This window comes from Burkholderia sp. APQ4-4ca, assembly GCF_057837105.1.
Map to the genome: position 1 here is coordinate 68,117 of NZ_JBYQCG010000007.1, position 8,027 is coordinate 76,143.

Genomic DNA, 8,027 nt, shown 5'->3' on the forward strand with positions numbered 1-8,027 from the left:
TCGAAAAATACACGGCAGAACTGATTTGAGACATAGCCCAGCGAATCCCGAACCAAACATCATGTCGACCCAATCCGATCTCATCCAGGCATTCTTCCGCGGCTGGTCGCAGCACGACCGGTTCCTGTGGCTGACCACGCCGCTCGGCGCGGACAAACTCGTCGCGGAGAGCCTGCAAGGATGGGAGTCGCTCGATCGCGGCGGCTTCCGGTTCCAGGTCACCGCGCTGACCGAGCGCCCCGACGTGCCGCTCGACAAGCTGATCGGTGCATCGATCCTCGTCGAATGGCAGCTCGCGGACGGGCAGGACGCACGGCGCCCGTTCCACGGCCACGTGACGGCTGCGGAACTCGTCGGCTACAACGGCGGGCTCGCACGCGTGCGGCTCGTCGTCGAACCGTGGCTCGCGCTGCTGCATCAGCGCGTCGACAGCTACAACTTCGTGAACGCGAGCGTGGTCGAGATCAGCGAGCAGATCTTCGCGCACTACGCGCGTGGCGCGATCGCGCCGGCATGGCGCTGGGCGCTCGCCGACCCGGCGAAATATGCGAACCGCAGCCTGACTGCACAAGCCGGCGAATCGGACTTCGCGTTTCTCGAACGACTGTGGGCGGAAGAGGGCATCTTCTACTGGTTCGAACACGAAGGCGATGCGCACTCGGCGGACCTTGGCAAGCACACGCTCGTCCTCGCCGATACGAACCAGCGCTTCGCCCCGGCCGAACCCGAAGTCGTCGGTTTCCATCAGACGAGCGACGGCGATCCGCGCGGCGGCATCCGGCAATTCATGAATGCGCGCCGCTGGCGCATCGGCAGCGTCGCGCGCGCAAGCTGGGATTATCGAAGCCTGTCGACCCGTGCGTCCGGCGTGCGCGCGAGCGGCGCGGTCGCGCCGGGCGAGGATCGCGATGTCGCCGGCCCGTACGCGTTCCAGACCGCCGCGATCGGCGATCAGCGCGCGCAACAGCAACTCGATGCGCAGCGCGTGGCGGCGCTGCAGACCGAAGGCAGCGGCACGCGTCGCGATTTGCGGCCGGGGCTGCACTTCGCGATGTCGCAGCATCCGTCGCTCGATCCATCGCGCGCGTTCGTGTGCCTGCGCGTCGAGCACGACGCGCGCGCGAACGTGAGCGCCGACGTGCACGGCGCGATCGCGCAACGGCTGGGCGCGATTCCGCCGATGCTTGATGCCGCACCCGGCGAGCTGGGCGGCGCGCAGGCGCTGCACGCGGCATTCGACGCCGCGACGCACGCTGGCGGCGCGCTGGTAGACGGCGACGAGGTGTACCGGAACCGCTTCGCCGCGCTGCCGTTCGACCAGGCTTACCGGCCGTTGGCGCCGAACGGGCATGGCGCACGCGTGCATCCGGTCGCGGTGATGCCGGGTGCCCAGACGAGCATCGTGGTCGGCGCGGGCGATCCGGTTCATACCGAACGCGATCACCGGATCCGGATCCAGCATCATGCGCAGCGCGGGCAGAATTCCGCGAGTCGCGACGAACATCCGCGCGCGGCGAACGCGCCGGCCGATCGCGGCGCGGGCACCTGGACGCGCATGGTGACACCGGTCGGCGGCGACAACTGGGGCGGGGTGAGCGTGCCGCGCGTCGGTCAGGAAGTCTGGACCGAATGGCTGGAAGGCCAGCCCGACCGGCCGGTTGCGGTCGCCGCGCTATACAACGGGCAAGGCAACGCGGACGCGCAGCACAATGCGCTGGCGGGCGGCCCGAGCGGCAGCACGGCCAATGCGGCGGCCTGGTTTGCCGGCAACGACCACGCGGCCGTGCTGACCGGCTTCAAGACGCAGGACCTGAGTGCGAGTCAGACCGGTGCGGGTGGCTCTCGACAATTCATGCTGGACGATACGGCTGGGCAGTCGAGTGCGCGCCTTTATACGACCGATCACGGCAGCGGCCTGACGCTCGGACACATCAAGCAGGTGCAGGACAACCGGCGTCTGGCCGATCGCGGCTACGGCGCCGAACTGTCGACGCAGGCAGCCGCCGCGCTGCGCGCCGGCGCCGGCTTGCTGATCAGCACGGCGCCCGGCGTGAACCAGATGGACGCGAGTGCGGCGAGCCAGGTGCTCGCGCAGCAACGCGAGATGCTGCAGGGGCTCGCGAGCTTCGCGCGCAAGCAGGGGGCGGAGCCGGGCACGCGCACGGCGCAGCCCGGTGGTGTCGCGACTGTCGGCGACACGACATCGCAGCTCGCGGCGATCGAGGGCCTGCGGCAAAGCCAGGTGTCGCTCGGCGCAACGCGCGAAGGCAGCGGCGCGGGCGGTGCCGGCGGCGGCGGTGCGGTTGCGTGGCAGCATCCGCATCTCGTCGCGCACGGCGCGGCCGGCGTCGCCGCGCTGACGGCGCAAAGCCACGTGTGGACGTCGGGCACGCAAACCGTGCTGAGCGCCGGACGCGACGTGCAGGTCACGGTCCAGGGCAAGTCGAGCATCGTCGCGAAGGAAGGCATCGCGCTGTACACGCACGGCACCCCGGGCGGCGGCCGCCCCGTGCCGGCCGCCGGGATTGCGCTTCATGCCGCGACGGGCGCCGTCACCGTGCAGGCGCAGAACGCCGGGACGCTCGACGCCAGTGCGCAGCGTACGGTGACTGTATCGAGCGCGCAGGCAAGTGTCGCGCTGCAGTCGCCGAAGCGGCTGCTGCTGACGGCGGCCAACGCGTTCCTGAAGATGGAGGGCAACGACATCGTGATCGGCGCGCCGGGCAAGGCGACGTTCCATGCGGCCCAGCACACGCTGACCGGCCCGCGATCCGCGAACGTCCAGTTGCCGTCGATGAACAAGCCCGCATGCGTCGAATGCATGCGGGATCTCGCGCATCGCCACGAAGCGATTGCCACGCGCGGATGACGACGATGACTGCGCTGCTCCAGACATGGGAAACGACGGCGGCCGCCGAGCATGCTGCGTTTCCGGATGCACATCGCTATCTGTTGGCCGATGCGTCGCAGTTGCCGATCAACGCGGCGCCCTGGCGCGAGTTGATTGCGCAAGGACAGGTTCACAACGTGCTGGCTGGCCAGCCCGAGGCGACCAGTCCGGAGGTCTGCGCGCTGGTGTGCGACTATCGCGCACCGCACGTGCCGGCGCTGCTCGAACGGCAGCTCGCGCGGCGGCCGTTCGCGTTTCTGTCGCTGGTCAGCGTGTATCCGCTCGATGAACTCGTGCCGAAACTCGGCGTCAGGACGCGCGTGACGCTGCCCGACGATCGCGACGGGCTGCTGCGGTTCTACGACGCGGCAGTGTTTCAGACGCTGGCGGGCGCGCTGTCCGAGTCGCGCTATCAGGCGCTGTTGTCGCCGTGCGTGTCGTGGACCTGGGTGCGTCGCGACGGCACCGTCGGTACGGTGCGGCATCCGCGCCGGCACGAACGGATCTTCTATCCACGTGTGGATGCCCGCGAGCTCGACGCGTTGCGGCACGAGAGCCGGCCGGACGCCGTGCTCGCCGAATTGCGACGCAACGGCCGGATCCCCGTCGACGCGGATCCGTTCGAAACCTATGCGAGCATGCGCAGCCTGTTCGGGTTGCTGGACGCACAGGGGCTGCACGATGACCGGCTCGCCTACCGGATCGGTGCGACGCTGGCGATGTACGCCCACGTGCGGCTCGACGACGCGATCGTCGCCGACTGCATCGCTGCGCATCGGAACGATCACGATGCGTTATGCGAAGCATTGCTCGACCATCTGATCGAGCACGACGATGCTGCGAGTGTCGACACGGAACCGGAGGCGCGGCGATGAATGTGGCCGCCCTGTTTTCATTCCGCGGCCGGGCCGGGCGCTTGGAATGGTGGTGCGTGACCGTGCCGTTGCTGCTCGCCGGCTCCGCGCTCGACGCGCTCGCCGATCTGCCCGCCGCGCAGCGGGCCCGGACGTTCGTCGATGTCGTCGGCTGGGCATTCGCGATCGTGATGATCTGGATGCTCGTCGCGGTGTCGGTGCGGCGGTGGCACGACCTCGGCAAGTCGGGATGGTGGACGCTTCTTCATGCGATCCCGGTCGGAGGCGCATTCATCGCCATTGCGATGAACGGGTTCTATCGCGGGGATGACGCGCGCAACCGGTTCGGTCCGCCATCGCCGGACGCAGGCAACAACGACGCAAGTTTGTGAGGGTATCGATGAAATTCAGAGCAGGGATGCACGTTTTGGCGCTGATCGGGCTGACGGTGCTCGCCGCATGCAGCAAGCACGGTGTCGATGCGTCGGCGGAGCCGCATAACGTGTGCGTCACCGGATACAACGAGTACGGTCGCAAGCTGCACGAATTCTGGCTCGACAACGAGCACAAGTCGGGATGCTTCGGCAATCCGTCGGCACGCGAGGACGGCGAGGCATTCGGCGGCGGCGGCGGCTTTGCCTGCGGCTGCAAGGTCACGCCGGGGCAGAAGGTAAAGCTGTTCTGGGAATTCGCGCAGCCGCTGGACGACATTCAGCGCGGCATCCAGCCCGAGCGCAAGACGATCGACGTGACCATTCCTCAGCCGGAATCGCCGACGTCGCGCTATCTGCGTGTGTATTTCCGCAAGAACGGCACGGCAGAGTTGCAGTGGGTCGACGACATGAATGCGCCCGAACTCAAACCGACGCAGGAGAAGTAAGTGTCATGGCCGAAATCAACCTGAAGAAGGACGCCGTCTCCGCGGAGACGGACCGCGTCAAGGCGGAGGCCGAGCAGATGTGTCCCGCATGCGAACACATGCTGTGGGTCAGCTTCTATTTCGACGGATTCGGCTTCGGCGAGAAGGACGGTCCGCGCACCAATATCCTGAAGCTGTTCAACGCCGCGTACGACAAGAAGAACAAGAACATGCGGCGCTTCTACTATCCGGGGCTCGGCGCCGATTTCGACCCCGAGGCCGGTGTGCTGAGCGAGGTCCTGAAGGGCAAGGCGACGGATACGATCAGCGAGAAGGCCGGCGACAAGCTCAAGGAGCAGACGGTCGACAAGGCCAAGGAAAAGGCGCAGAAGGCCGCCGAGGATGCGTGGAAGCAGAGCGGCAAGATCAGCAATCCTACGTTCGGAAATCGCGTGAGCGACACGTTCGATACGCTGGTCGGCAAGACGAAAGAGGGCTTGGGCGACGCGCGCAAGCGGATCGAGCGCGCGATCGAGCGGCCCGGGTCGGAAAAGAATCGCGCACTGCGCTATCTGCGGCATGAATGGAAGGGCTTCTGGCGCGACGTCGTCAAGTATCCGTACCGGATTCCGAAAACCGTGCTGAAGGAGGTCGGCAAGGAAACGCTGGGCGCGGCGGCCGAGTCGTTCCAGCTCTCGCGCGATACGAAGCTGGGCGCCGCACTGTTCAATACGGGTGTGGATACGCGCCTGAAGGCGGCGGAAGAGGATTTCAAGGCGGCGGTGGCCGGCGCGAAGCAGGCCGGCACGGTGAACAAGATCCATGTCGCGATCTTCGGCTACGACATGGGCGGCGGCCTTGCGCTCGCTTTCGCCAAGCAATTGCTCGACGAGGTCGCCAAGGGCGGAAAATACGACGGCGTTCAGGTCAAGATCAAGTTCATGGGGCTGTTCGATTGCGTGACGAACCGCTTCGACGACAACCTGCTGACGGGCTACATCCCGCTGAGCAACGCGGTGTCGTCGGATCTGATCCTGTCGCCGGACATCGAGAAATGCGTGCACTATGCGGCCGCCCACGAACTGCGCGTGTACAAGCCGCTGACGATGCTCGGTGTCGACCCGTCCGACATGCGTGGTCGGCGGCAGGAGCGCCTGTTTCCCGGCGCGCAGGTGGACGTGGGCGGCGGCGCGATCGAAGGCGAGGACGGCATTTCCGACAAGCTGGCGCGCGTGCCGCTCGAGATGATGTACCACCGCGCGTACGGCGCGGGCATTCCGATGCCGAGCCTGACCGCGCTGGCGAACGAGGACGGCGCGCTGTATCAGCAGATCGTCGCGCCGCCCGAGATCCAGAATTTCCAGCTCGACTACCGGCTGGCCGTCAAGAAACTCGTGGCGACGACACGCGAGATTCCGTCGCTCACGCCACTGGGTACAGGCATCGGCTATCCGTCGGCGACGCTCAAGCCGTCGATCGGGCCGCTCGATTTCCTCAATCCGAAACCCGTGCCCGACATGACGGACGGTTGCCGCGTGCCCGATCCGGCGCCGCCTCGCCCGATCGTCGTGACCGACCTGCCGAAGGACATCCAGGGCGAGCTCAAGGGCCATATGGTCGTGTATATCCAGTGGCTGCGCATGTGGTACGACCAGGCCGAGAATCGCGCGGCCGCGGCGCAGCGCAAGCCGGGCTGGCTCGGCGGCGCGGCCAATCCGCTGGCGTACGGACGTTACGAGAAGCTGGTGCGCGAGATCGATTTCCAGAAGCAGCACGGTACGCGCCCGGGATACGGGTTCGATGGCAAGCAGGCAATGAAGCAGCTCGGCGGCGAGTTGCCACCGTCGATATTCAACACCGACCCGCAGGCGCAGGCGCTGTTCTGGCTCTGGAATAATCCGGGCGAGCGCCTGCCTCAGGTCGAGGCGATGTATCCGCTGTTCGTGAAGCACGTGCACGACAGCATGGCCGAGAGCGACGTCGAGTCGGTGTGGAGCCACCTCGTGTCGATCAAGAACTACATGAACACGCGGGCGATGCAGAAAATCGCGACCGCACCCGACAAGTCGTTCCTGGACCGTGTCGCGGACGTGTACCAATCGCTGGTATCGACCGTATCGGCACCGTCAGGCACGACGGTCGTTCGATAGTCCGGTCGTTCGGTAGGTCCGCCTCTCGCCGACACCGGCTGCCGATAGGCAGCCTGCCCGTGCGTCACTGCGAGATGTACCAGAGCGCGTCCGCGCTGGCGCGCGACGGCTGGGCGGCCGCGGCCGGTGCTTGAGCCGGCGCGGGCGGCGGCGTGTTCGACGTGATGGCCGTCGGCAGTGTGGCGGGAATATTCGCGGTCGAGGGCGAGGCCGCCGCCGTTCCCGACGTCGACGGCGTATTCACGTACCACAGCGCGTCGGCCGACGCGGTGCGTTTCGCTGCCGTATCGGGCGCGGTGTTCGTCGCCGCATTCATCGCCGTCCTGGCCGATTTCTTCGATGCCGAAGTCGAGGCCCCGGCCTTCGCCGTCCCCGCCATCCCGTCCTGCGCGGTCATGCCTGCGGCCGCGGCACTGCGCTGCGCGCGCGCTTCGAACGGCCCGAGCTGGAAGATCAACGTTTGCGCGGGACGCGTCACGACGGCATACGGAAACTGCAGCTCCCACGACATCAGCACGCGCCCGGCCGACGTCTCGGTGAAGATCGCCGGCACGTGCTTCATGTCGCTGAACTGCACGTAGACCCGCGCGCCGTCGTCGAACACCTGGGTCGGCTTGGCCTGGTCGGCGCCCGTGACCGTCCATCCGAAATTGTACGTGCCGGCCGGGCCGGCGGGGCCGCCCTGCGGCGACGGAGGCGGCGAGGCCGGCGATAGCGTGCGTGCGCGCGTGACGGGCGGCGCCGACACGCTCAGGCTCGCGAACGGGTTGTACGTCTGCGCCTGTTGCGGCGGCGTAAAGGACGGTGGAAGGATGGGCATGGGAGTATCCGGCGAATCCGGCATGGTCCGGATTGCATCATAGACCTTGCGCGCATACGCGAGGCGCTTGTCGGGCGATGCGGAGTTGTACGCGCCGATCGCGTTCCAGGTGGGGCCGAGCTGGCGGATGTTCTGCGACAGGATCCACGCGCCGACATACGCGTTCGTGCAGGCATCGAACAGGCTTTCCCGCGTGATCCCTTCGCGCGCGAGCGTCGGCAGCCACGTGCTGTTGATCTGCATCAGCCCGATGTCGACCGTGCCGTTGGTGTTCGTGTTCATCGCATTCGGATTCATCCCCGACTCGACCTGCGCGATGCCGCGCATCAGGGCGACGCTGACGTGCTGGAACGCGGCCGCGTCGTCCAGGCAATCGGCCCGTGCGACGCCGGAGAGCGCGCAGGAAAGCGCGATCGTCGAGGCGAGGGTCAGCGCGTTGCGGCTGAGCGGGCGA

At 67.2% G+C, this 8,027-nt stretch carries 6 protein-coding genes; 5 read left to right on the plus strand and 1 reads right to left on the minus strand.

Annotated features, from left to right (window positions below):
- Positions 1–61 precede the first annotated feature (61 nt).
- From AC3IFE_RS00940 to AC3IFE_RS00960, 5 genes are read left to right on the plus strand one after another with little or no spacing between them, the layout of a single operon-like run.
- Positions 62–2,869, plus strand: coding sequence for a type VI secretion system Vgr family protein (locus tag AC3IFE_RS00940; protein WP_489189312.1), 2,808 nt, complete (start codon positions 62–64; stop codon positions 2,867–2,869).
- A gap of 5 nt (positions 2,870–2,874) precedes the next feature.
- On the plus strand, positions 2,875–3,765 hold the full coding sequence (locus tag AC3IFE_RS00945; protein ID WP_489189313.1) for a DUF4123 domain-containing protein: 891 nt from the start codon (positions 2,875–2,877) through the stop codon (positions 3,763–3,765).
- Complete coding sequence (locus AC3IFE_RS00950) at positions 3,762–4,136, plus strand: DUF805 domain-containing protein (protein ID WP_089467193.1); 375 nt, start codon at positions 3,762–3,764, stop codon at positions 4,134–4,136. The genes AC3IFE_RS00945 and AC3IFE_RS00950 overlap by 4 nt, the downstream gene beginning before the upstream one ends.
- Positions 4,137–4,144: 8 nt before the next feature.
- Positions 4,145–4,624, plus strand: coding sequence for a DUF3304 domain-containing protein (locus tag AC3IFE_RS00955; RefSeq protein WP_089467194.1), 480 nt, complete (start codon positions 4,145–4,147; stop codon positions 4,622–4,624).
- A 5-nt stretch (positions 4,625–4,629) separates the two neighbouring features.
- Complete coding sequence (locus AC3IFE_RS00960) at positions 4,630–6,753, plus strand: phospholipase effector Tle1 domain-containing protein (protein WP_489189314.1); 2,124 nt, start codon at positions 4,630–4,632, stop codon at positions 6,751–6,753.
- Between the two features lie 64 nt (positions 6,754–6,817).
- On the opposite strand, the gene AC3IFE_RS00965 is transcribed toward AC3IFE_RS00960, so the two are convergent.
- On the minus strand, positions 6,818–8,027 hold a 1,210-nt coding region (locus AC3IFE_RS00965), incomplete at its 5' end, for a transglycosylase SLT domain-containing protein (RefSeq protein WP_489189315.1).

Excerpts from the sequence above, each read along its gene's own strand:
- AC3IFE_RS00940 (WP_489189312.1), top strand. The coding sequence starts at position 62 with ATGTCGACCCAATCCGATCTCATCCAGGCATTCTTCCGCGGCTGGTCG.
- AC3IFE_RS00945 (WP_489189313.1), top strand. The coding sequence starts at position 2,875 with ATGACTGCGCTGCTCCAGACATGGGAAACGACGGCGGCCGCCGAGCAT.
- AC3IFE_RS00960 (WP_489189314.1), top strand. The coding sequence starts at position 4,630 with ATGGCCGAAATCAACCTGAAGAAGGACGCCGTCTCCGCGGAGACGGAC.
- AC3IFE_RS00950 (WP_089467193.1), top strand. The coding sequence starts at position 3,762 with ATGAATGTGGCCGCCCTGTTTTCATTCCGCGGCCGGGCCGGGCGCTTG.
- AC3IFE_RS00955 (WP_089467194.1), top strand. The coding sequence starts at position 4,145 with ATGAAATTCAGAGCAGGGATGCACGTTTTGGCGCTGATCGGGCTGACG.